Annotated in this window: 18 protein-coding genes; 13 read left to right on the top strand and 5 right to left on the bottom strand. The window is 72.2% G+C overall.

Annotation, left to right across the window (positions count from 1 at the left end; genetic code table 11):
- The first annotated feature begins 7 nt into the window (after positions 1–7).
- A complete protein-coding gene (locus ACH4N1_RS20525) occupies positions 8–1,624 on the top strand; it encodes an amidohydrolase family protein (RefSeq protein WP_398098866.1) in 1,617 nt (538 codons plus the stop codon).
- 39 nt (positions 1,625–1,663) lie between these two features.
- Here ACH4N1_RS20525 and ACH4N1_RS20520 read toward each other — a convergent pair whose 3' ends face one another.
- Entirely contained in the window at positions 1,664–2,575 is a 912-nt protein-coding gene (locus tag ACH4N1_RS20520; protein WP_398098864.1) for a serine protease, read from the bottom strand.
- A 672-nt stretch (positions 2,576–3,247) separates the two neighbouring features.
- Positions 3,248–3,904 carry a hypothetical protein gene (locus ACH4N1_RS20515; protein WP_398098863.1) on the bottom strand — a complete coding sequence of 219 codons (657 nt, stop codon included), beginning with the start codon at positions 3,902–3,904 and terminating at the stop codon, positions 3,248–3,250.
- Positions 3,905–4,028: 124 nt separating this feature from the next.
- Here ACH4N1_RS20515 and ACH4N1_RS20510 point away from each other — a divergent pair, with 124 nt between their 5' ends.
- The 7 genes from ACH4N1_RS20510 to ACH4N1_RS20480 all read left to right on the top strand — a co-directional run bounded on the left by ACH4N1_RS20510 (position 4,029) and on the right by ACH4N1_RS20480 (position 11,004).
- Complete coding sequence (locus ACH4N1_RS20510) at positions 4,029–5,240, top strand: pyridoxal phosphate-dependent aminotransferase (RefSeq protein ID WP_382780796.1); 1,212 nt, start codon at positions 4,029–4,031, stop codon at positions 5,238–5,240.
- Positions 5,241–5,366: 126 nt separating this feature from the next.
- Entirely contained in the window at positions 5,367–5,795 is a 429-nt protein-coding gene (locus tag ACH4N1_RS20505; protein ID WP_398098861.1) for a hypothetical protein, read from the top strand.
- Between the two features lie 89 nt (positions 5,796–5,884).
- Positions 5,885–6,469 (top strand): Uma2 family endonuclease, encoded by a 585-nt coding sequence (locus tag ACH4N1_RS20500; protein ID WP_398098859.1) that lies wholly within the window; start codon positions 5,885–5,887, stop codon positions 6,467–6,469.
- 129 nt (positions 6,470–6,598) lie between these two features.
- Complete coding sequence (locus ACH4N1_RS20495; RefSeq protein ID WP_398098858.1) at positions 6,599–7,675, top strand: hypothetical protein; 1,077 nt, start codon at positions 6,599–6,601, stop codon at positions 7,673–7,675.
- A 26-nt stretch (positions 7,676–7,701) separates the two neighbouring features.
- The gene (locus ACH4N1_RS20490) at positions 7,702–8,877 is read left to right on the top strand and encodes a toxic anion resistance protein (RefSeq protein ID WP_398098857.1); all 1,176 of its coding nucleotides are present in this window, start codon (positions 7,702–7,704) and stop codon (positions 8,875–8,877) included.
- Positions 8,874–10,415 carry a substrate-binding domain-containing protein gene (locus ACH4N1_RS20485; protein ID WP_398098855.1) on the top strand — a complete coding sequence of 514 codons (1,542 nt, stop codon included), beginning with the start codon at positions 8,874–8,876 and terminating at the stop codon, positions 10,413–10,415. The genes ACH4N1_RS20490 and ACH4N1_RS20485 overlap by 4 nt, the downstream gene beginning before the upstream one ends.
- A complete protein-coding gene (locus tag ACH4N1_RS20480) occupies positions 10,402–11,004 on the top strand; it encodes a hypothetical protein (protein ID WP_398098854.1) in 603 nt (200 codons plus the stop codon). The genes ACH4N1_RS20485 and ACH4N1_RS20480 overlap by 14 nt, the downstream gene beginning before the upstream one ends.
- A gap of 192 nt (positions 11,005–11,196) precedes the next feature.
- Here the strand turns inward: ACH4N1_RS20480 and ACH4N1_RS20475 are convergent, their stop codons facing one another.
- Positions 11,197–13,020, bottom strand: a complete 1,824-nt coding sequence (locus ACH4N1_RS20475; protein WP_398098853.1) for a phosphoenolpyruvate carboxykinase (GTP) — start codon at positions 13,018–13,020, stop codon at positions 11,197–11,199.
- Positions 13,021–13,333: 313 nt separating this feature from the next.
- Here ACH4N1_RS20475 and ACH4N1_RS20470 point away from each other — a divergent pair, with 313 nt between their 5' ends.
- The 3 genes from ACH4N1_RS20470 to ACH4N1_RS20460 all read left to right on the top strand — a co-directional run bounded on the left by ACH4N1_RS20470 (position 13,334) and on the right by ACH4N1_RS20460 (position 15,583).
- Entirely contained in the window at positions 13,334–14,047 is a 714-nt protein-coding gene (locus tag ACH4N1_RS20470) for a hemolysin III family protein (protein WP_398098851.1), read from the top strand.
- Positions 14,048–14,176: 129 nt separating this feature from the next.
- A complete protein-coding gene (locus tag ACH4N1_RS20465) occupies positions 14,177–14,818 on the top strand; it encodes a TetR/AcrR family transcriptional regulator (RefSeq protein WP_398098850.1) in 642 nt (213 codons plus the stop codon).
- Between the two features lie 33 nt (positions 14,819–14,851).
- On the top strand, positions 14,852–15,583 hold the full coding sequence (locus ACH4N1_RS20460) for a Mut7-C RNAse domain-containing protein (protein WP_398098848.1): 732 nt from the start codon (positions 14,852–14,854) through the stop codon (positions 15,581–15,583).
- Between the two features lie 147 nt (positions 15,584–15,730).
- Here ACH4N1_RS20460 and ACH4N1_RS20455 read toward each other — a convergent pair whose 3' ends face one another.
- Together ACH4N1_RS20455 and ACH4N1_RS20450 are read right to left on the bottom strand one after the other, a co-directional pair.
- Entirely contained in the window at positions 15,731–18,214 is a 2,484-nt protein-coding gene (locus ACH4N1_RS20455) for a galactose oxidase-like domain-containing protein (protein WP_398098846.1), read from the bottom strand.
- Between the two features lie 82 nt (positions 18,215–18,296).
- A complete protein-coding gene (locus ACH4N1_RS20450; RefSeq protein ID WP_398098845.1) occupies positions 18,297–19,712 on the bottom strand; it encodes a glycosyltransferase family 39 protein in 1,416 nt (471 codons plus the stop codon).
- A gap of 798 nt (positions 19,713–20,510) precedes the next feature.
- On the opposite strand from ACH4N1_RS20450, the gene ACH4N1_RS20445 reads away from it, so the two are divergent.
- Entirely contained in the window at positions 20,511–21,737 is a 1,227-nt protein-coding gene (locus ACH4N1_RS20445) for a glycosyltransferase (protein WP_398099171.1), read from the top strand.
- The gene (locus ACH4N1_RS20440; protein ID WP_398098843.1) at positions 21,734–22,924 is read left to right on the top strand and encodes a glycosyltransferase; all 1,191 of its coding nucleotides are present in this window, start codon (positions 21,734–21,736) and stop codon (positions 22,922–22,924) included. The genes ACH4N1_RS20445 and ACH4N1_RS20440 overlap by 4 nt, the downstream gene beginning before the upstream one ends.
- The last annotated feature ends 93 nt before the right edge of the window (positions 22,925–23,017 follow it).

The raw sequence follows: 23,017 nt of genomic DNA, 5'->3' as shown, positions 1-23,017 counted from the left end.
GCCGGTCGTGGAAGCTCTGGTCATCCGGGACGCGGACGTCGTCGACGGCACGGGCGCGGACTCCTACCGCGCCGACGTGGTGGTCGACGGCGGCCGGATCGTCTCGATCGTCAAGGAGGCCGCCGCCGCGGGCTGCCAGCGCCCGAAGGCGGTCCGCGAACTGGACGCCGAGGGGCTGGTCCTGTCCCCCGGCTTCATCGACATGCACGCCCACAGCGACCTCGCCCTGCTGCGCGACCCCGACCACGCCGCGAAGGCCGCGCAGGGCGTCACCCTGGAGGTGCTGGGCCAGGACGGCCTGTCGTACGCGCCCGTCGACGACCGCACGCTCGACGGGGTGCGCCGGTCCATCGCCGGGTGGAACGGCCCCGGCGACGACGTCGACTTCGACTGGCGGTCGGTGGGCGAGTACCTCGACCGGCTGGACCGCGGCATCGCCGTCAACGCCGCCTACCTGATCCCCCAGGGCACGGTCCGCGCGCTCGTCGTCGGCTGGGACGACCGCGAGGCGACGCCCCGCGAACTGGACCGGATGCGGCAACTGGTCGCCGAGGGCCTGGAGCAGGGCGCGGTCGGCCTGTCCTCCGGGCTGACCTACACGCCCGGCATGTACGCCGGGAACGCCGAACTGACCGAGCTGTGCCGGGTGGTGGCCTCGTACGGCGGCTACTACTGCCCGCACCACCGCTCCTACGGCGCCGGGGCCCTGGAGGCGTACGCGGAGATGGTCGGGCTGGCCCGGCGGGCGGGCTGCGCGCTCCACCTCGCCCACGCCACCATGAACTTCGGGGTGAACGAGGGCCGGGCGCCCGAACTGCTGGCCCTGCTGGACGAGGCGCTGGCCGCCGGGGCCGACATCACCCTCGACACGTATCCCTACACCGCCGGCTGCACCACCCTGGTGGCGCTGCTGCCGAGCTGGGCGAGCGAGGGCGGCCCCGGGGAGATCCTGCGCCGGCTGACGGACGAGGAGAGTGCCGAGCGGATCCGGCACGACCTGGAGGCGGTGGGCTCGGACGGCTGCCACGGCGTGCCGGTCGACTGGGACACCGTCGAGATCTCGGGCGTCGGCAGCGCCGCCCTGGAGGCGTACGTCGGCCGCACGGTCCGGGAGTCGGCGGCGCTGCGCGGGGAGACGCCCTGGACGACCGCCCGCCGGCTGCTGGTCGAGGACCGGCTCGCCACGGCGATCCTCCAGCACGTCGGCCACGAGGAGAACGTCCGCGCGATCATGCGGCACCGGGTGCACACCGGCGGCTCGGACGGCATCCTCCAGGGCGCCAAGCCCCACCCGCGCGCGTACGGCACCTTCCCGCGGTACCTCGGGCGGTACGTGCGGGAGTCGGGGGTGCTGTCGCTGGAGAGCTGCGTCGCCCACCTCACCGGCCGCCCGGCGGCCCGGCTGCGGCTGCCGGACCGGGGCCTGGTCCGCGAGGGGTACCGGGCGGACCTGGTCCTGTTCGACCCGCGGACGGTGGCGGCGGGCTCGTCCTACGACGCGCCGCGCACGCCGCCCACCGGAATCCCGTACGTGCTGGTCGACGGCCGGTTCGTCATCGAGGACGGCCGGCGCACGGACGTACTGGCGGGACGGGCGGTCCGTCGCACTCCCGTGTCCGGGTGACGGACGCGGAAGTACGGCGGGCCGCCCCCGCGCGTCGCCCTACGGCTTGGGCAGGGCGCACCCGGCGGCGCTCAGGTTCAGCTGGTTGCCGGTCGTGAAGCAGGCGGGGAACTGGTAGGTCTCCTGGGCGTAGTTGATGCCCTTGCGGACGGTGACGTTGCCGCTCGCGTCGACCTCGCAGGGGTTGTTCACCGTGCAGGACTCGCCGTCCTCGTTGCCGGTGTTGTTGACGGCGACGACCTTGCCGGTGGCCTGGTCGACCACCGGCGAGCCGGAGGTGCCGCCGATGGTCTGGCAGGCGGAGGTGTAGCGGACCGAGTCCTTCCAGGTCCAGTCGCCCTCCTTGATGCGGTACACGAACCCGTCGATGTTGCAGCTGTAGAGCCGCTTCCAGTAGCCGGAGGCGACGGTGATCGCGGTGCCGGCGGTCGGGTGCGTGTCCTGCACGGTGAGCGCGCTGATGCCGTAGGAGCTGCGGATCGTCGCGTACGTGCTGGTGAGCTGGTAGACCGTGGCGTCCGTGTCGGTCATCGTCGAGTAGGCGATCTTGCTGGCGCGCAGGGTCGCGACCCGGGTGCCGGCGGAGTTGAGCAGCCCGAAGGTGCGGCTGGAGGCCCGGTTCACGATGACCTGGCCCGGGGCCGGGAATCCCGTCTCCAGGCAGTGGCCGTTGGTGAGGACCAGTGCCGGGTCGGTGTCCAGGGAGTTCGGGAAGCGGACCAGGGAGCCGGAACAGTTGCTCAGCGCCACGGTCCCGGCCAGGGTGACGGCCCGCAGGGACGGTGACGCGGCCGCCTTCGTGTCCGCCGCGTCCGCGACGGCCGACGCCGTGTTCACGACCGCCGACGCCTCGCCGGTGGGCGCCTCGCTCACGGGCGCCGCGACCGCGGGCGCCGCGCCGGCCCCGGCGATGGCCAGGGCGATGAACGCGGCGACGAGAGGCTTTCTCATGTGGGGGGTCCCCTCTGACGACAGGACGACCGGAGATCTTCCGGCCGCCGGTGCTGTGTCGAGCGCGACGGATCAGGCGCGCTTTTTGTCATGCGCATTGTTAGCGCAGAGGGAGGGGAGGACAAGGATCACTTTTCAGCCGCGGAGGGGGGTGCGGTGGGCCGGGGCGGTGAGGGCCGGGGCGGCCGGGCCCGGCACCACCGGGGGGCGGCGGCCCGGCACCGCCGAGGAATCGGCGAGAGCGGCCGGCCGGCAGCCAGCCGCCGGCGCGAGTCGGCGGGGCCGTCGGCAGTCGACGGGGAGTCGCCCCGGCACCGGTGCGGAACCGCCGGGGACGGCGAGACCGGCCGGGAAGTCGGCGGGGCGCCACCGGAAGCTGCCGCCGGCCGGCGGGAGCGGCCAGGAAGCCGACGGGTGCGGCGCAAGCGGCCGAAGGCCCGACGGACCAGCCGCGAGGCAGCGCCGGTGACCGGCAGGAGCGGCGAGAGAGCCGGTGGAAACCGGTGAGAGCGGCGAGAGAGCCGGTGGGAACCGGCAGGGGATGCGGTCCGGAGCCGGTGGGAGCAGGTGGGAGCCGGCAGGGGATGCGGTCCGGAGCCGGTGGTCGGGAGTGCCGGATGCGGCCGGGAGCCGTGGCCGTCTCAGTGCGGACCGGCGCTCTCCCGGCCCCCTCTACCTCTGCCCTTTGCCCCGCCCTTTGGCGTTCCCCCTGCCGGAGTCGGCCGTCGGGGCGGTCCCCGCCTCGGCGGGTGCGGGGCTGGTCACGGGGGCCGCCGAAGGGGACGCCGCCGCCGCCGGCGGCTCGGACGCCTTGGCGCCCGACGAGGCGGTGGGCCGGGCCGCGGTGGGGGACGCCCCGGCCGTCGGCCCGGTGTCCGCCCCCGGGGTGGGTGACGAGGACTCCTCGCCCTCCCCTCCGGCCGTCTCCACCGGAGCCGACCGGGTGTCCGCCGGCCGCCCCTGCTCCGCGTCGTCCGGCGATCCCGAGAACGCGAAGCCCGCGACCAGCGCGGCCACGGAGACGATGCCGACCGCGCCGACGGCGGCGAGCGCGCGCCGGGGCCGCCGGGCGGCCCGCCGACGGTCCGCGCGGCCGCCGGACGACTGCGGGTCGAAGACCTGCGAGTCGAAGACCTGCGAGTCGTGTCCCTGCGGGCCGGGCACCTCCGCGACGCGCGGCAGCTCGCTCGTCTCGTCGTAGGCGTTCTCCCACCCGTGCGCCGCGGCCGGATCCCGGTACGCCTCGTAGGGCGGGGGGTCGGTCTCGGCGTACGGGAGGTACACGTTCGGCTGAACCGGGGGGTTCGCGCTCTCACCTGGCCTGGACATGGCCGGGGATTGTAGAGAGGCGGGGCCTTCCAGGACAGCGAGCGGCGATATCACCGCAAACCCGACGTCTCACGTGGCGGAAAACACGCCCCGAGGAGCGTTACCGAGCCGTAAGCTCCCAGACATGCAGGTGATCCAGTCGACCAAGCTCAGCAATGTCTGTTACGAGATCCGGGGCCCGGTTCTCGAGGAGGCGATGCGTCTGGAGGCGGCGGGGCACCGCATCCTCAAGCTGAACACGGGCAATCCGGCCGCGTTCGGCTTCGACTGCCCGCCGGAGATCCTGGAGGACATCCTCCGCAACGTCTCCTCGGCGCACGGCTACGGCGACGCCAAGGGCCTGCTGGCCGCGCGCCGCGCCGTGGTCATGCACAACCAGACGCTGGGCATCGAGACGGACGTCGAGCACGTCTTCATCGGCAACGGCGTCTCCGAGCTGATCGTGATGGCGATGCAGGGCCTGCTGGACGACGGCGACGAGGTCCTCGTCCCGGCGCCCGACTACCCCCTGTGGACCGCCGCCGTGGCGCTCTCCGGCGGCACCGCCGTGCACTACCGCTGCGACGAGCAGGCCGACTGGATGCCGGACCTCGCGGACATCGAGCGCAAGGTCACCGACCGCACCAAGGCGATCGTCATCATCAACCCGAACAACCCGACGGGCGCGGTGTACGACGAGGCGATGGTCCGGGGCCTGACCGACATCGCCCGCCGGCACAACCTGCTGGTCTGCTCGGACGAGATCTACGACAAGATCCTCTACGACGGCGCCACGCACACCCCGACCGCCAAGGTCGCCCCGGACCTGCTCACCCTCACCTTCAACGGCATGTCGAAGGCGTACCGGGTGGCCGGGTACCGGGTGGGGTGGATGTCGATCTCGGGACCCCGCGCCCACGCCGACTCCTACATCGAGGGCCTGACGATACTGGCGAACATGCGCCTGTGCGCGAACATGCCGGGTCAGCACGGGGTGGTGGCCGCGCTCAGCGGACGGCAGACCATCGACGAGCTGGTGCTGCCGGGCGGGCGGCTCAAGGAGCAGATGGACACGGCGTACGAGCTGCTGACGCGGATCCCGGGGGTGACGTGCGTGCGGCCGAAGGGGGCGCTGTACCTCTTCCCGCGCCTGGACCCGTCGGTCTTCAAGATCAAGGACGACCGGCGGATGGTCCTCGACCTGCTGCGCCAGGAGAAGATCATGGTGGTGCAGGGCACCGGCTTCAACTGGCCGGAACCCGACCACTTCCGGGTGGTCACGCTGCCCACGGTGACGGATCTGCGGGACGCGGTCGGACGGATCGGGCGCTTCCTGGAGGGTTACGGCCAGCCCTGAGGGCCGTCCCCGGCGGCCGGGCCCGGTCACGCCGGGTGAGCGGCCGCATCCGCTCCTGAGATCAACTCAACTTTAGACGAATTCCAAGCTAGGATGGTTTCCTGTCAGCACACGGGAGGCCATCTCATGTACGAACCGATCCGCACCAAGTCGGTGCACAGCACGATGGCCGGCACCTCCGACTTCCCCCACCGGACGCGCGAGGAGGAGCTGGACATCCAGCTCGCGGGCCATCTCGCGGCACTGCTCGCCGTCACCGACGAACTACGCGCCCGGACCCCGGCCCGCGACCTGGACACCGCGGCCGAACGGCTCGCGCAGCAGGTCGCCCGGCTGCGGGGAGGCAGGCCGCCGGTCCGCACCACGACCCCCGGCACCACCCGGTCCGCGGCCCTGCACCGCCGGGCCCACACCCTCGCCGGACGCGCCCTGGTCGTCGCCGCGTCCCGCGCCGACACCGCCGCGGCGATCCTCTCGGCGGAACGCATGGACGCCCACACCGCGGCCCTGGCGACCGGCTCCCCGGCGGCCGACACCCTGACCGCCACCGCCTGACCCCACCGGGTCCCCCGAACGGCCCCGGTCCGCGTGCACCCGCAGCGACGCGCGGACCGGGCGCCACGACCTCAGTACGCTCTCCGGTCGTGGACTACGCGAAGATGCGCGCGATCGCCGAGCACCTCGACGCCTTCGCCGAGGGGCTCGAGGGGAGCTGGCGCGTCGAGATCGGCCCGTCGGGTCCCGTGCTGGCCATGAGACGCGCGCCGGCACGCCACCACGGCACACTTCTGCGCATCCGCGAGCAGTTGGGCCCCCAGCTCGCCGACACACACCCCGGGTACGCGTGCGCCAACGGCCCGTACGTCGAAGACCTCGCGCTCGCCCGCATGCGTCGCCCCGACGCCGTCGTCGTCCCCCGGCACGTGCTCGACGAGGAGGGTCTCGCGGTCGACGCCACGGCGGTACTGGGGGTCGTCGAGGTCACCCCACCGTCCGGGCCGGGCGGCGATCTCGTCGACAAGCTCGCCGACTACCCCGCCATGGGCATCCCCCACTACCTGATCGTCGACCCGCGCACCGGCACCGTCGAGGTGCACTCGGAGCCCTGCAAGGGCCGGTACACGCGCAAGGACCCCTACATCTACGGCGACAAGGTCCCCTTCGGCCCCTGGACGGTCGACACGGCAGACTTCCGCCGCTACGGCAAGGCCGGGAACAGCGCGAACTGAGCCAGGCCCCCGACGGTCGCAGGTCCACAACAGGAAGGGCCGGTTCCTGTTGCAATCCGGGTCCGGTCCTTCACCCTCCGTTCATCCCGGTCACCCGGGAATGTGCGATTCCGGGAGCACGCTCCCGGCGTGAGACGTATCGCAGGAATCGTCCTCGCGGTGCTGCTGATCGGTGGCGTGGTGGCCGCCGTCGTCGCAGGCCGGGACAACGAGGAGACAGGCACGGCAACGAAGACCGTGCGGATGGTCATCGGATCGGAGAAGGCCGAGTTCTTCGCGGATCCGGACGTGGTGAAGGCCCTCGCCGCCAAGGGCTACACCGTGCGGGCCGAGACCTCCGGGTCCTGGGCCATGGAGGGACTGGATCTCAAGGGGTACGACCTCGCCTTCCCGTCCAGCCAGGCGCCCGCCGCCGAACTCGCCGCCAAGTACAAGGTCACGGGGACCCTCCCCCGCCCGTTCTACTCGCCGCTCGTCGTCGTGGCCCACCGCGGGGCCGCCGAGGTGCTCGCCGGGAACGGGCTGGCCACGCTCGACGGAAAGAACCGCGGCATCCTGGACATGGCCGCCTTCCTCGACGCGGCCGGACACGACCGCACCTGGCAGCAGCTCAAGGGCGCCGCGGCGTACGGGGAGCTGACCGGCACCCTCTACATCTCCAGCACCGACCCGGAGAGCTCCAACTCCGGCGCCCTCTACCTGGCCGCCGCCTCCTACGTCGCCAACGGCGGCAAGGTGGTCGCGAGCGACGCCGAGGTCGCGGGGACCGCGCCGCTGCTGCGCAAGCTGGTCAGCGTGCAGGGCGCCCAGCAGTCCAGCACCGACGCGGCCTTCCGGGACTTCGTCAGCGGCGCCGGCAACCCCCTCGTCCTCGTCTACGAGTCCCAGGTGGCCGCTCTCCTCGACGGGCAGCCCGACCCCCAGGACCTGGTCGTCCTCTACCCGGACACCACGGTCAACAGCGACCACACCGTCGTACCGCTCACCGAGCGGGGCAAGGACGTCGCCGAACTCCTCGGCAGCGACCCGCGACTGCGCAAGCTGGCCGTGCGGCACGGCTTCCGTCCGCAGGGCGACCTCGCCGAGTTCGCGGCGGCCACCGCGCGGCGCACCGCCTATCTCAAGCAGCAGCTGACCGGCGTCCGCCAGGCGCCCGTGCCCACCTCCGCGGTGCTGCACGAACTGGCGCGACGGGCGCGCGGATGAAGCCGGAAACAGGGGGGACAGATCAAGTGAGCACCACCGAGAGCGACTTCACCCTCACCCCACCGGAGGCCGTCACGGCCGTGCCGCGGGAGAGGGCCGGCGGACTCGTGCCGGTCGACGACCGGGTCCGCACCGACATGGCCGCCAAGGCCGCCGCGTACGTCGACGGCCTGGCCGCCCTGGACGCCCGCTCGCCCGAGTTCGCCGGCAAGGTCGGCGAGATCACCGCGCTGGGCGCCGGCGAGATGCGCACCGCGACCACGCAGTCCAACCGGATGCTGGAGCGCACCGTGCGCAGCCTGCCCGACAAGGGCGGGGACGCCTCGTCGAAGGTGGCCGGCTCGCTCGTCGAACTGCGGCGCGTGGTCGAGGACCTGGACCCGCGGGACCTGCCCGCGAGCAAGGGCCGCAGGTTCCTGTCCCGGCTTCCCGGCGGCAACCGGCTGCGCGACCACGTCGCCAAGTACGCCTCCGCGCAGGGCACGTTGAACAACATCGTCGGATCGCTGCGGGGCGGCCAGGACGAACTGCGCCGCGACAACGCCGCACTGCAGACCGAGCGGGTCCGCCTGTGGGAGACCATGGGCAAGCTCCAGGAGTACGTCGTCCTGACCGAGGCCCTGGACGACGCCGTCGAGCGGCACATCGCCGGCGTCGGGGCCACCGACCCCGCGCAGGCCGACACCCTGCGCGCCGACGTCCTCTTCCCGGTCCGGCAGAAGCACCAGGACCTGCTCACCCAGCTCGCGGTGTGCGCGCAGGGATACCTCGCCATGGACGTCGTACGCCGCAACAACGACGAACTGATCAAGGGGGTCGACCGGGCGGCCACGACGACCGTGTCGGCGCTGCGGATCTCCGTGATGCTGGCCTCGGCGCTGGACAACCAGAAGAAGGTCGTCGAGCAGGTCAACGCCCTGCGCGGGACCACCGAGGACCTGATCCGGGGCAACGCGGAGATGCTGGCGACGCAGAGCGGGGAGATCCAGCGCATCGCCGCCGACCCGGCGGTGGGGGCCGAGACCCTGCGGACCGCCTTCCAGCAGATCTACCGCACCCTCGACGCCATCGACACGTACAAGGTGCGGGCCACCGAGGCGATGGCGGTGACGGTGGAGAACCTGACCTCCGAACTCCAGCAGGCGAGCGCCCGGCTGGACCGCAGCCGCTCGCAGGACGCGCTGGAAGGGGGCCTCGGATGAGACGGCCGGCCGCCGCCCTGCTCGCCGCCGTCGCCCTGCTGAGCGCGTGCACGGCCGCCCAGGAGAAGGGGAGGGAGAAGGACGCGGGTGCCCCCGAGCCGGGCACCCTGCGCGTCCTGGCCTCCAGCGAACTCAGCGACATGACACCGGTCTTCGAGCGGGTCGCGAAGGACACCGGGGTCACGCTCCGGCCCACCTACATGGGCACCCTCGACGCCGTGGACCTGCTGGCCACCGGCAAGGCCGACGGCCGCTACGACGCCGTGTGGCTGTCCTCCAACGACTATCTGCGGCTGCGCCCGGACGCGGCGAAGCGGGTCCTGTCGGAGACCCCCGTCATGTCCAGTCCGGTCGCCGTCGGCGTCCGGACCGCCACGGTCGAGAAGCTGGGCTGGAAGCCGGCCGAGGTCACCTGGTCGCAGATCGACCGGGCTGTCCGGGACGGGCGGCTCACCTACGGCATGACCGACCCGGCCCGCTCCAACTCCGGTTTCTCCACACTGATCTCGGTCGCCTCCGCGCTCTCCGGCGCCCAGTCCGCGCTCACCGACGCGGACGTGGCCAAGGCCCGCCCACGGCTGAAGGAGTTCTTCCAGGGGCAGAAGCTGACCTCGGGCTCCTCGGGCTGGCTGGCCGGCGCGTACGCCCGCCGCGGTGACGTGGACGCCCTGCTCAACTACGAGTCGGTCCTCAAGGGCATCCCGGACCTGACCGTGATCCGCCCGACGGACGGCGTCGTCACCGCCGACTACCCCCTCTCCTCCCTCGCCGCCACCGGCACGACGACCCGCGAGGACGTGCGCCGGGTGGCCGAGGCGCTGCGCACGGACGCCGTGCAACAGCTGATCACCGACCGCACCCACCGCCGTCCGGTCGTCGCCTCCGTGCCGCCCGCGGCGGGCCTCGACACCGGCCGGCGGCGCGAACTGCCCTTCCCCGGCACCCGGTCCGTCGCCGACGGCCTGCTCGACGCCTACGAGAACGAGCTGCGCCGCCCCTCGCGGACGGTGTACGTCCTCGACACCTCCGGATCGATGGAGGGCGGCCGCCTCGACGGGCTGAAGGCGGCCCTCACCGGCCTCACCGGCGACTTCCGCGACCGGGAGGAGGTCACCCTGATGCCGTTCGGCTCGGACGTGAAGAGCGTGCGCACGCACGTCGTCGACCCCGCCGCCCCGGAGAAGGGCCTCGCCGCGATCCGCGACGACACCGAGGCCCTGGAGGCCGACGGCGACACCGCGATCTTCACCTCCCTGGAGAAGGCGTACGACCATCTCGGCACCGGCACCGGCACGTTCACGTCGATCGTGCTGATGACGGACGGCGAGAACACCGCGGGCGCCGGCGCGGACGACTTCGACGCCTTCTACCGCCGGCTGTCCGGCGACCGCCGCAACATCCCCGTCTTCCCGATCCTGTTCGGCGACTCCGACCGCGCGGAACTGGAACACATCGCCGAGCTGACCGGCGGCCGCCTCTTCGACGCCCGGCAGGGCTCGCTGGACGGCGCCTTCGAGGAGATCCGTGGCTACCAGTAGGTTCGTGGGCTACCTGGAGTCCCGCAAGAACATCGCCGGCAGCGGGTGCGGGCTGGCCGGCCTGGTGCTGACCTTCACGGGCACGGCGGGGCCGTACTGGCCGGTCGTGGTCGCCGGCCTGTACGGGGCGGGCGCGCTGATCGCGCCGCCGGAACGGCCCGCGCCGCCGGACTTCCCGGACCCCTCCGCGCAGCTCGACGAGGTGCGGGGTGACTTCCGCCGGCTTCAGGGCTATCTCGCGGACGTCGAACTGCCGCCCGCGGCGGCCGGCCGGCTCACCGAACTGACCCAGCTGCTGGCCGCGTTGCTGGACCCGGGCTGGGTCACCGAGATCCTCGCCCAGGACCCGGAGGCGGTGCACGCGCTGTCGCGGGCGGTGCGCCAGGACGTGCCGGAGGCGGTCGACACGTTCGTGCGGACCCGCTGGTGGACGCGGCTCGCACCGGGCCAGGAACCGCCCGAGCGGCACCTGGAGCGGCAGCTGGCGCTGCTGCACGAGGAGGCGGAGCGGCTGGCGGCGGGGCTGCGCGAGACGGAGGCGCGGCGGCAGGAGTCGCACACCCGGTACCTGGAGGACCGCTCGAAGTAGGGCGTGGCAAGGGCGAAGGCCTGTCGTCGCCCGTCCCGTCGGGGCTGACGGGACGGGCGACGACAGGCCCTGGGCCCCCCACGCCGTTGTGCGGGACCTCGCCGGTCGGTGGTGCTGTCACCGCGGCCGGCCGTGACGATGTTGCTGGTCAGGGCTCGATCGGAACCGGCCGCGGCGTAGGGAGGGGGCTGGTCAGCCCAGGCGCTGCACCAGAGCGCGGTACTCGTCCCACAGTTCCTTCGGCGTGTGGTCGCCGAAGGTGTTGAGGTGGTCGGGGATCAGGGCGGCCTCCTCGCGCCAGATCTCCTTGTCGACGGTGAGGAGGAAGTCGAGGTCCTTCCCGTCCAGGTCGAGGCCCTCGGTGTCCAGGGCGCCCGGCGCCGGCAGGATGCCGATCGGCGTCTCGACGCCCTCGGCGCTGCCGTCCAGGCGCTCCACGATCCACTTCAGGACGCGGGAGTTCTCGCCGAAGCCGGGCCAGACGAACCTGCCGTCGTCGTCCTTGCGGAACCAGTTGACGTAGTAGATCTTCGGGAGCTTCGCCTGGTCCTTGTCCTTGGCGACGTCGACCCAGTGGCCCATGTAGTCGCCCATGTTGTAGCCGCAGAACGGCAGCATGGCGAAGGGGTCGCGGCGCAGCTCGCCGACCTTGCCCTCGGCGGCGGCGGTCTTCTCGGAGGCCACGTTGGCGCCGAGGAAGACGCCGTGGTTCCAGTCGAAGGACTCCGTCACCAGCGGTACGGCGGTGGCGCGCCGGCCGCCGAAGAGGATCGCCGAGATCGGCACGCCCCTGGGGTCCTCCCACTCGGGCGCGATGATCGGGCACTGCGAGGCGGGGACGGTGAAGCGGGCGTTGGGGTGGGCGGCCGGGGTCGGCGACTCGGGGGTCCAGTCGTTGCCCTTCCAGTCCGTGAGGTGGGCGGGCGGCTCCTCGGTCATGCCCTCCCACCACACGTCGCCGTCGTCGGTGAGGGCGACGTTGGTGAAGACCGCGTTGCCCCACAGCGTCTTCATCGCGTTGGCGTTGGTGTGCTCGCCGGTGCCGGGCGCGACACCGAAGAAGCCCGCCTCGGGGTTGATGGCGTACAGCCGGCCGTCCTCGCCGAACCGCATCCAGGCGATGTCGTCGCCGATGGTCTCGACGGTCCAGCCGCGGGTGGTCGGTTCCAGCATGGCGAGGTTCGTCTTGCCGCAGGCGCTCGGGAAGGCGGCGGCGACGTACTTCGGCTCGCCGTGCGGCGGGGTCAGCTTGAGGATCAGCATGTGCTCGGCGAGCCAGCCCTCGTCGCGGGCCATGACGGAGGCGATGCGCAGGGCGTAGCACTTCTTGCCGAGCAGGGCGTTGCCGCCGTAGCCGGAGCCGTAGGACCAGATCTCGCGGGTCTCGGGGAAGTGCGAGATGTACTTGGTGGTGTTGCACGGCCAGGGGACGTCCGCCTCGCCCTCGGCCAGCGGCGCCCCGAGCGTGTGCACGGCACGCACGAAGAAGCCGTCGGAGCCGAGTTCGTCGAGGACGGGCTGTCCCATGCGGGTCATGGTGCGCATGGACACGGCGACGTAGGCGGAGTCGGTGATCTCGACGCCGATCGCGGAGAGGTCCGAGCCGAGGGGGCCCATGCAGAACGGGACGACGTACATCGTCCGGCCCTTCATCGAGCCGCGGAAGACGCCCTTCTCGCCGGTGAAGATCTCCCGCATCTCGGCGGGGGCCTTCCAGTGGTTGGTCGGGCCCGCGTCCTCCTCCTTCTCGGAGCAGATGAAGGTGCGGTCCTCGACCCGGGCGACGTCGGTCGGGTCGGACGCCGCGTAGTAGGAGTCGGGGCGCTTGACGGGGTCGAGCTTGCGGAAGGTGCCCTTCTCCACCAGCTCCTCGCACAGCCGCCGGTACTCGGCCTCGGATCCGTCACACCAGACCACGTTGTCCGGCTGCGTCAGTTCGGCGATCTCGTTGACCCACGAGATCAGTTCCTGGTGCTGGGTGGGGATGACGGGGGGAGCCGCGATGTCGCGCGCCACGATTGCTCCTAGATGAGGGATTTTGTTCTCTTTTGCCCCGTGGGGGCCACGACCCGGATGCTTCGCAGCGAGCTGCTGAGCGCTCATCCGGTGCCGACCGCACTCATTTGATCATCCGACGCGCACGTGCATCTGTCCAGAGGGCGTCACAGATGAGCGGCGTGAGGCTCGCCACGTACGCCCCCGCCGACGCCCGCCACCGCCCGCCGCACCCTCGGGCGCCCGGTCGGGGACATGAGACGATGACCACTCGGCGCCGTCCGCCCCACCCCGCCGATCCGTAACTTACGGTTCCGTAGGTACGATGGATCGCATGACTGCGTCCGCCCCCGACGCGCCTATGGACACGCCGGCCGCCGGCCGCGGTCCCGTCGCGCTCTCCCTGCCGCATCCGGTCAAACCCAAGCTGCGCGGCTGGCTGCACCTCGCCATGTTCCCCGCCGCCCTGGTCGCGGGCCTCGTGCTCACCGCCCTCGCCGACTCCACGAGGGGCCGCATCGCCTGCGGCGTCTTCGCCCTCACCGCCTGCCTGCTGTTCGGCGTGAGCGCGCTCTACCACCGGGGCGACTGGAGCCCCCGCATGGACGGCGTCCTGCGCCGCCTGGACCACGCCAACATCTTCCTGATCATCGCGGGCACCTACACGCCGCTGACGATGCTGCTCCTGCCGGGCGCCAAGGGCGAGGTGCTGCTCTGGGGCATCTGGGCCGCCGCCGCCGCGGGGATCGTCTTCCGGGTCTTCTGGGTCGGCGCCCCGCGCTGGCTCTACACGCCCTGCTACATCGCGATGGGCTGGGCGGCCGTCTTCTTCCTGCCCGACTTCATGCGCACGGGCGGGATCGCCGTGCTGGTCCTGGTCATCGCCGGCGGCCTCCTCTACAGCGCGGGCGGCGTGATCTACGGCATCAAGCGCCCGAACCCGTCACCGCGCTGGTTCGGCTTCCACGAGGTGTTCCACTCCCTCACCCTGGCCGCGTTCATCACGCACTACGTGGGCATCTCGCTGGTCGCCTACCAGCACGGATAGCTCCCCGCCCCCTCCCGAAGGGCCACGGCTTCCGAGCCGCGGCCCTTTTCCGTGCGCGGTACCCGGACCCCCGCCCCCGCACCGCCCCCCCGTCCCTGACCTGGTCGCTCCGAAGGCCGATGTCCGACAATGACCACCATGACGGCCGCACGCTCCCCCCTCTCCCCCGCCGACCGCCCCCACCTCGGGCTCCGCGAGCGCAAGAAGATCAAGACGCGCGAGGCGATCCGCTCCGCGATGTACGCGCTGGTCGAGGAGCAGGGGTACGGGGCGACGACGGTCGAGCAGATCGCCGAGCGGGCCGAGGTGTCGCCGTCGACCGTCTTCCGCTACTTCCCGGCCAAGGAGGACATCGTCCTCACGGACGAGTACGACCCGGTCCTGAGGGAGGAACTGCGGGCCCGGCCCGCGGACGAGCCGTGGCCGGACACCGTCCGGCACGTGATGCTGGCGGCCGCGCGGGTCGGCGTCGCGGAGGAACCGCGCGTGGCGCGGCTGCGCACCCGGCTGATGGCCGAGGTGCCGGCGGTGCGCTCGCGGATGATGGAGAGCATGTCGGTCACCGGCCGCACGATCCGCGCCGCGCTCGCCGAGCGCACCGGCCGCGACCCCGACGGCCTGGAGGTCCGCGTCTACGCGATGTCCCTCGTCGGCGGCCTGATGGAGGCCTCCCTGTACTGGGCCGAGAACGGCCACCAGGGTGACTTCGCCGCCCTCGTCGACCGCGCGCTGAACGTCCTGGAACACGGCCTCGGCAACGAAAACCCCTGAGGCCCCGCCGCCTCCCCATGCCATCCTGACCAGGTGAACGCACCCGAGATCCGCGTCGAAGTCGCCCCCGAGCTGGCCCTGTTCGTCCCGCCCGCCCGACGGGCCGGCGCCACCGCCCTCGCCGTCGACGGCGTCTCCACCCTCGGCCATGTCGTCGAGTCCTTCGGGGTGCCCCTCACGGAGGTCGGCGCCCTGTTCGTCGACGGCCGCGAGGTACCGGTCTCGCACGTCCCGGCCGACGGCGAGTCGGTGGACGTGCGCCCCGTCGCCCGCCCCCAGCGGGTGCCGGGCGCCCCGCTGCGCTTCCTCCTCGACGTCCACCTCGGCACCCTCGCCCGCCGGCTGCGGCTGCTCGGCGTGGACACGGCGTACGAGTCGGCCGACATCGGCGACCCGGCGCTCGCGGCCCGCTCGGCGGCCGAGCGGCGGGTCATGCTGAGCCGCGACCGCGGTCTGCTGCGCCGCCGTGAGCTGTGGGCGGGTGCCTTCGTCTACAGCACCGGCCCCGAGGAGCAGCTCCGGGACGTCCTGGACCGGTTCGCCCCCGAGCTGCGCCCCTGGACGCGCTGCACCGCCTGCAACGGGCTGCTGCGCGAGGCCACCAAGGAGGAGGTCACCGACCAGCTCGAGGGCGGCACCCGGAAGTCGTACGACGTGTTCGCGCGGTGCCCGGACTGCGGGCGGGCGTACTGGAAGGGCGCGCACCACGAGCAGCTGGAGGCCATCGTGGAACGCGCCCTTCGGGACTTCGCGGGCGACCGCTAGGGTCTTTCGTCTGGATCAGGCCGGATCAGGGAGCGGGGCCTGGTGCCGTTCATCGCAAGGCGGAGGAGGGCGCCATGGCGACCGACGACAACGCCGCGAGGGACGGCACCAGGCCCCGCGAGCCCGGCATGATCCGAACGAGAGGCCCTAGCGCTGCTTCTCGCGCACGTCACCCTTTCCGCAGGCGATGCCGTCCTTGGTGCGGTCCAGGCCGTGGCGGTCGCGGCCGGAGACCTTCAGGCCGGTGCCGTAGCCCTTCTCCTCCAGCCAGTCGCAGCGTTCGGCGACGGTGTCCGCCTTCTTCGGGAAGGTCCAGGGCACGCACTGGCCGACGGCGCCGTAGGAGTGGTCGCAGCCGTCGAAGCCGGCGGGCATCCGGACGCCCTCGTGGCCCTGGTGGCCGCCGTGGCCGGTGCCCTGCGGCACGGCGGTGCCGGTCTCGCTCGCGGGGACGGCCCGCAGGTCCTCCGCGAAGTCCTGGACGCGGGCCGCCGCGGCCTGGCCGGCCGCTCCGACGCGCACCCACGTCGACACCGACGGCACGCCGTCGGCGTCGACGACCGACAGCATGTACCAGCCGGGCGGGGCCAGGTCGGGATTGCTGGTGAGGCTGAGGTCGACGGTGTCGCCGTCGACGGTCATCGGCAGGTCGACGTAGCGCTGGTTGGGGTCGGAGGAGTGGGTGACGGCCGCCGGACGGATCAGGGAGGCCTTGACCACCGGCTTGTCGACCGTGATGCGCTGGTCGCTGCCGTACGCCCAGGTCGTGCTCGCCACCGAGGTGATCCGCGGGCGGGCGCCCCTGAACAGGTACGGCGGTTCGTAGAGGGACACCCGCTGGTCGAAGGAGCCGTCGCCCGGGTTGTCGCCGACGCTCAGGACGCGGCCGTCGGGCAGCAGCAGGGACGAGGAGTGGTAGGTCCGCGGGACCGGATCGGTCGCCAGGCCGGCCCGGAAGGTGTTGCTCGCCGGGTCGTACATCGACGCCTCGAAGACGGGGTCCTCGCGGTAGGTGTGCAGGGCGCCGCCGGTCTCCAGGACCTTGCCGTCCGGGAGGATGACCGCGGAGACGTACACCTTGCCCTGGTCGCCGGTCTGCGGGGTGCCGTCCCGGTAGTGGCCCTGCGGCAGGTTCGGGCCCGGCACGTACCGCGGCGAGTCGGCCTTCAGGTCGATGACGTCGACGAGCCGGTGCGCGTCGGGCGACACGGTGTGGTTGCCGCCGCCGATCGTGGCGACCTTCTGGTCCTGGGCGGGCGGCAGCAGCACCGACATGGACTGGTCCCGCTCGTCCTTCTTACGCAGGCCCGGCACCTCGGCGACGGTGCCGGCGCCGTAGTCGTACACGGAGGCGCCGGTGCCGGGCAGGCCGTTGCCGAAGACGTGGCTGCCGGTGTAGAAGAGGCGGCCGTCCTGGAGCAGGATCATCGACGGGTACAGCCCCCAGAAGGACCAGGCCTGCTTGGCCTCGCCGAGTGGCAGCCACTTGTTCTGCGCGTAGGAGAAGTGCTCGTTGACGACGGTGCCGGAGGAGTCCTCGGCGAGGCCGCCCAGTGAGATGACGTCGCCGTTGCCCATCGCGGTGGCCGACGGGTACCAGTGGCCCGCCAGCATGTCGTTGACCTTGGTGTAGGTGTTCCGGTCGGGGTCGAAGACGTAGCTGGTGCGCAGGCCCTTGTAGCCGACGCTGCCGTCGGGCGCGGCGTAGTCCTTGTTGCCGCCGACGACCAGCACCCGGCCGTCGGGGAGCTGCACGTGCCCGGCGCAGAAGAAGTCCTCCGGGGTCGGGATGTCCGTGTAGGCGCCGGTGACGGGGTCGTAGAGCGAGGTCCTGAAGGTGCCCGCCTCGAACATGTCGAGGTTGTTGCCGGAGCCGGCGATGAGCAGGACCTTGCCGTTGTGCAGCAGCACCGAGTGCATCGCCCGGACGGGCATCTCGGCGGCCTGGACGGTCCACACGCCCGTGCACTGCGGTCCGGTGCCGCCCGTGGCGCAGGGGTCGGGGCCGGCGGGGACGGTGGCGTCCGTCATCGCGTAGTCGTCGGTGGTGAGGGTGCCGACGCCGTAGAGGGAGGCGCCCCAGGTGATCCGGTCGGTGTTCGGCGGGACGAGCGGGGTGCGGACCTCGGTGCGGGTCCAGCCGGCCGACTGCTCCAGGGTCTTCAGGTCGGTCCAGTAGACCCAGCCCTGGACGGTGTCGTGGCGGAAGAGGGTGAAGGCCACGTCGGGTGTCGTGGACCTGTACCAGAACGACAGGTCGTACTGGTGGGCCGGGGTGACCTGCGGGGCGCAGGCGTTCTCCAGCATCATCGTCTTGCGGTCGCCGTCGGCGCGCCGGGTCAGCTCGATGCGTACGGCCCGGCTGCCGGAGTGGGCGTCGTCGGTGACGGTGAACGAGAAGTCGTTGTCCCCCCAGCCCGACTTCTCGAAGCACCGCGGGAACCCGGACGGCCCGTCGAGGATCTCCAGGCCGGGGTTGTCGATCAGGTTGGTGGCGGCGGTGGCGGGCTGGGCGCCCAGCGGGCCGAGCCCGAGGGCGGCGGCGAACAGCATGAGGGCGGTGAGCAGCAGACGCGGTGTCCTTCCGGGTGGAAGGGTCCGCCGCCCCGGTCGTCTTCGGGCTCCGTACATGGTGGTTCCCCCTTGTTCACGAGCCCCGCATCACGGGTGGCGCGTCACGGGCCCCCGCGTCACGGGCGGCGCGTCACGGGCGTCATTCGTCGTTCTCGATGCGGAGGATGTCGATCCGGCCGCCGCCCTCGCCGAAGGTGGCGACCGGCGTGCCGTGCGCGAACAGGTCCCGCAGGGTGGGGAGGTGCTCGCGCTCGCCGCGCAGGGCCGGGGTGGACACGACGTAGTCGATGTCCTTCCAGCCGTGCGGCAGCGTCCTGGTGACCGCCGGGTCCTGGTCGAGCTTGTAGTGCCAGATGACACCGGTGCCCGGCCGGTAGCCGGCGTCGACCGCGTCCAGCCAGAGCACGCCGTCGGTGACGACGCGCACCCGGTCGCGGTCTCCGACGGGCGTCTCGCGCAGCCAGCGGGCGGCGTCGTGGTACACGCCGTTGTCGTCGGCCCGCACGGCGGCGCGGTCCTGCTCGTACCAGTGCGGTGCGGTGATCACCGCGGCCAGCGCGACGACCGCCAGGGAGGCGGCGGTGCGCGGACCCGGCCGGGCGAACAGCCGTCCCACCACGGACCCGGCGGACCCGGCGGACCCCGCCGCGGGACGCGGCCTGCCGGGCAGCACGCTCACCGCGGCCTCGGCCAGTCCGGCCACGGCGAGCGCCAGGAAGGGCAGGACCTGCACGACGTACATCTGCGGCAGGTAGCCGCCGGGCCGCAGCGCGACCAGCGCAAGCACCAGCACGGCGAGGGCGACGGGCCGCAGCCGGCGTACCGCGAGCGCGCAGCCGGCGGCCGCGGCGCCGCCGATCAGCAGATACGGGTCCCGGTCCAGCCAGCCGGTGAACAGCTGGTGGGCGTCGGTGCCCTCGGCGAACGCCGATCCGCTGCCCTCGCGCCCGCCGAGCTGGAACCTGAGCGTGCCGAGCAGCGAGACGTGCCCGGCGCCGGGGAACAGCTCGCCCTTGAGCAGGGCGTACAGCGGGTAGAACAGGCCGGTGAGGACGAACCCGGAGCCGAAGCCGGCGAAGGAGAACGTGCGGGTGCTGGGGTGACTGCCCTGCCAGAGGGTGACCAGCAGCACGGGCAGCAGGACCGCGACGGTCTCCTTGGAGAGCACGGCCACGGCGAACGCCATGCCGGCCGCGGCGTGGTGCCCCAGGTGGCGGCGCGGCGACAGCGCGAAGGCGAAGGACACCAGGACCCACAGGACGGCGAAGTTGTCCAGGTAGATCTGCCGGTGCAGCACCACGGCGAGCGGTGACAACGCGTACAGCAGCATCGCCGCGGCGGCCGTGGGGCGGGCCAGGCCGAGGCGCCGGCCGATGACGAAGACGAGGACCATCGACGCCGCGGCCACCGGCAGCATGGCGATCCGGCCCTGGACGAACGTGGGCAGGTCGGGCAGCAGCCAGTGGGGCAGCCAGGACACGGAGGCGAGTTGCATCCAGCCGAGCGGCGGGTGGTCGTACCAGTAGGTGTAATGCGCGAGTTCACCGTGCTGCACCGCCCACGCCTGCGCGAGATAGGTGCCCTCGTCATCGTTCGGGAATGGGTAATTGCCGATTCCGAGAATCCTTGCCAGGAGACCGGCGACGAGAACGAGCGCAACCCAGAAATAATCGCGCCGTAACACGCTTTCGCGCGGGGACGTGCGATCGGCCGCGGAATCTCCGGGCACCGGACGGGAAACGGAAGGAGCGCCTTCGGAAAGGTGTGTTTCGGACTCGTCACGCGCACGCGTTTTCGGCACGGCAGTCCCCATGCGGAATCCCCCCACCCACTTCTCGGCCTGACGGCAGCCGCGGGACTCCCCCTTGAAACCCCCCGGAATCAGGCATGCCGGAGCATCATGGCACACGCCTGGGCGGCACATGAGCAGAACCCATGACTCCGCTTGAGGCGGGGATCATCACGCCGAGGCCACATTGCGAGGCAAATGCCGAACCTGCTAACTTCGGCTCTGGTTTGCTCGTGGGCCCGAATCGATCATGCGCGAAAACTCCGCAATATCCGCGATATCCGTGATATCGGAGTGGGAAACCGGCTGGGAACCGGCCTCTCGCCGAGGGCCGTCACACATCACGAGCACCGTACGGAACACCGTCCGCCGGGGGGCCGCAGACGGACGGGTCCTTTCCGAAGAACACCGAAGAACACTGAAGAACACCGAAGAACATCGAAGAACGCCGGACGACACCGGGTTGCGCCCGGGGAAACACCATGTTCCGACAAGGATGACCAAGAAAGACCGAGGGGGGAATTCGTGGTCTCCGCCATTCTGTTCATCGATTCGATCGTCCTCATGGCCGCCGCAGGGATCACCCTGTGGTGGATGCTCCACGCCTGGCGCACCCCGGAGACACTGGAGTCGACGGCCTTCGCCACGCCCGACGGCAGGGCGGACCTGTCCTTCTCCCTGCTGGTCCCGGCCCGCCACGAGGAGGCCGTCCTGCGGCACACGGTCGAGCAGATGCTCCGCATCGACCACCCGGACTACGAGATCCTGCTGATCGTCGGCCACGACGACCCCGGCACCGCCGCCATCGCCCACGAACTCGCCGCCGAGCACCCCGACAGGGTGCGCACGGTCGTCGACACCCACGCCAGGAAGAACAAACCCCGGGCCCTCAACACCGCGCTGCCGCACGCCCGCGGCGAGGTCGTCGGGGTCTTCGACGCCGAGGACGTCGTCCACCCCGAACTGCTCGGCCACGTCGACTTCGCCTTCCGCCACGAGAACGCCGACGTCGTCCAGGGCGGCGTCCAGCTGATCAACTACCGGAGCAGCTGGTACAGCCTGCGCAACTGCCTGGAGTACTTCTTCTGGTTCCGCAGCCGGCTGCACCTGCACGCCCGCAAGGGGTTCATCCCGCTCGGCGGCAACACCGTCTTCGTCCGGTCCGCACTGCTGCGCGACACCGGCGGCTGGGACGGCGACTGCCTCGCCGAGGACTGCGACCTGGGCGTCCGGCTGTCCAGCGGCGGCGCCAAGGTCGTCGTCGCCTACCACGCGGCGCTGGTCACCCGCGAGGAGACGCCCGGCTCGATCAGGGCGCTCTACAAGCAGCGCACCCGCTGGAACCAGGGCTTCCTCCAGGTCCTGCGCAAGGGCGAATGGCGCCGGCTGCCCGGCTTCGGCCAGCGGATGCTCGCCCGCTACACGCTCAGCACCCCGTTCGTGCAGGCCGCGACCGGTGTGATGATCCCGCTGGGCATCCTCTTCGCCTTCGTCGGCGGAGTCCCGCTGCCCTTCTCGATGTTCGCCTGGCTGCCCATGCTGCCGATGGCCGCCATGATCGTCTTCGAGGCGGTCGCCCTGCACGACTTCGGCCGCGAGTACGGCTTCCGCATCAGCTTCGGCCAGTACGCGGGGCTCGTCCTCCTCGGCCCCGTCTACGCCGTGATCCTCGCGGGCGCCGCCCTGCGCGCCGTGTGGCGCGAGTACACCGGGCGCCGCGACTGGGAGCTGACCTCCCATGTCGGCGCACACCTCCCCGCCCCCGCCCCGCAGCCCCAGGAGGCACGGTGACGGCCCTGCCCGCCGACGTGTCCATCGTCGTCCCGACCTTCAACGAGGCCGACAACATCCACGAGCTGCTCGCCCGCATCGGCGCCGCGATCCCCTCGGGGACCCGCGCGGAGGTGGTCTTCGCCGACGACTCCACCGACCACACCTGCGAGGTCATCGAGGAGGCGGCCCGCCGCAGTGCCGTCCCGGTCGTCCTGCACCACCGGCCCGTCCCCGAGGGCGGCCTCGGCGGTGCCGTGGTCGAGGGCGTCGCCCGCGCCTCGGCGCCCTGGATCGTCGTCATCGACGCCGACCTCCAGCACCCGCCCGAACTCGTCCCGCACCTCGTCGCCCGCGGCGAGGCGACCGGCGCCGAACTCGTCGTCGCCAGCCGCTACACGGACGGCGGGGACCGCGGCGGCCTCGACGGCACCTACCGCAGGCTCGTCTCCCGTTCCTCCACCCTCCTGGCCAAGTCCCTCTTCCCCCGCGCCCTCGGCGGCCTCACCGACCCGATGAGCGGCTTCTTCGCGATCCGCCGCACCGCGGTCGACCGCGCCTCGGCCCAGGACGAGGGCCTGCAGCCCCTCGGCTACAAGATCCTCCTCGAACTGGCGGTACGGTGCCGCCCGCGCGGCATCGCCGAAGTCCCGTACGCCTTCGGGGAACGGCACGCCGGCGAGTCCAAGTCGACGGCCCGCGAGGGCATGCGCTTCCTGCGCCACCTGATCACCCTGCGCACCGCCGACCCCCGCGCCCGCGCCGTCGTCTTCGGCCTCATCGGCCTGTCGGGCTTCGTCCCCAACCTGGCCCTGCTCTGGCTGCTCACCAGCCGGGCCCCCGGCCTGCACTACGCCCCGGCGGAGATCGTCGCCAACCAGGCGGGCCTGCTGTGGAACTTCGCCCTGATCGATTCCTTCGTCTACCGCAACCAGCGGCGCCACCACCGGCGCGGGATACGGATCCTGACGTTCGCCGCCGTCGGCAACGCCGACCTGGTCGCCCGCATCCCGCTCGGCGCGCTGCTCATCGGCGCCGCCGGCATGACCGCCCTGCCGGCGACGGCACTCGCCATGGCGATCGTCTTCACGGCCCGCTTCCTGGTCGTGGACCGCTGGCTGTACCGCCGCCCGCACACCGCCCTTCCGCCCCTCCCCCGCGTCACGCCGGACCCGGTCCCCGACCCGGTGCCGGACCCGCTCGGGTGACGGCGGGGCCGAAGCCACGGCCGGCACGAGGCGTGCGGGACGCCGGGGTGAGACCCCGCAACGGCTGAGGCGAGGCCCCGGCCACGGCTGAAG

It is taken from the genome of Streptomyces sp. NPDC017202 (assembly GCF_044331705.1).
Lineage (GTDB): Bacteria > Actinomycetota > Actinomycetes > Streptomycetales > Streptomycetaceae > Streptomyces.
This window is presented reverse-complemented; position numbering and strand designations above follow the sequence as displayed.

Excerpts from the sequence above, each read along its gene's own strand:
- ACH4N1_RS20515 (WP_398098863.1), bottom strand. The coding sequence starts at position 3,904 with ATGTCCAGGCCAGGTGAGAGCGCGAACCCCCCGGTTCAGCCGAACGTG.
- ACH4N1_RS20510 (WP_382780796.1), top strand. The coding sequence starts at position 4,029 with ATGCAGGTGATCCAGTCGACCAAGCTCAGCAATGTCTGTTACGAGATC.
- ACH4N1_RS20445 (WP_398099171.1), top strand. The coding sequence starts at position 20,511 with ATGGCCGCCGCAGGGATCACCCTGTGGTGGATGCTCCACGCCTGGCGC.
- ACH4N1_RS20505 (WP_398098861.1), top strand. The coding sequence starts at position 5,367 with ATGTACGAACCGATCCGCACCAAGTCGGTGCACAGCACGATGGCCGGC.
- ACH4N1_RS20485 (WP_398098855.1), top strand. The coding sequence starts at position 8,874 with ATGAGACGGCCGGCCGCCGCCCTGCTCGCCGCCGTCGCCCTGCTGAGC.
- ACH4N1_RS20465 (WP_398098850.1), top strand. The coding sequence starts at position 14,177 with ATGACCACCATGACGGCCGCACGCTCCCCCCTCTCCCCCGCCGACCGC.
- ACH4N1_RS20470 (WP_398098851.1), top strand. The coding sequence starts at position 13,334 with ATGACTGCGTCCGCCCCCGACGCGCCTATGGACACGCCGGCCGCCGGC.
- ACH4N1_RS20520 (WP_398098864.1), bottom strand. The coding sequence starts at position 2,575 with ATGAGAAAGCCTCTCGTCGCCGCGTTCATCGCCCTGGCCATCGCCGGG.
- ACH4N1_RS20455 (WP_398098846.1), bottom strand. The coding sequence starts at position 18,214 with ATGTACGGAGCCCGAAGACGACCGGGGCGGCGGACCCTTCCACCCGGA.